1 protein-coding gene is annotated in these 230 nt (G+C 81.3%); it reads right to left on the bottom strand.

Annotation, left to right across the window (positions count from 1 at the left end; translation table 11 throughout):
- The coding region (locus KVS71_RS20325) for a hypothetical protein (RefSeq protein ID WP_217585348.1) at positions 1-230 on the bottom strand (230 nt) is incomplete at both ends.

Genomic DNA, 230 nt, shown 5'->3' with positions numbered 1-230 from the left:
GCGTCGAGGCGGGGGGGGATCGCGCCGCGCCTGGCGGGGGGGGCGGAGACCTGGTCGCAGAAGGGGGAAGACGCGGGGGTGGACGAGGCCGCGCGGCCGAGGCCGAGCCCCGCCAGGCGCTCGCGGGTCGTCGCGCGCAACCCCGCGGCCGCCCGCTCCAGCCCCTGCTCGTCGATGCGCCCGCCCCAGAACGCCTCGACGCCCCTCTTGCGCTCGCGGGGACGGCCGGG

The sequence above is a fragment of the Microbacterium sp. GbtcB4 genome (genome assembly GCF_019091465.1).
Taxonomy (GTDB): Bacteria; Actinomycetota; Actinomycetes; order Actinomycetales; family Microbacteriaceae; genus Microbacterium; species Microbacterium paraoxydans.
This window is presented reverse-complemented; position numbering and strand designations above follow the sequence as displayed.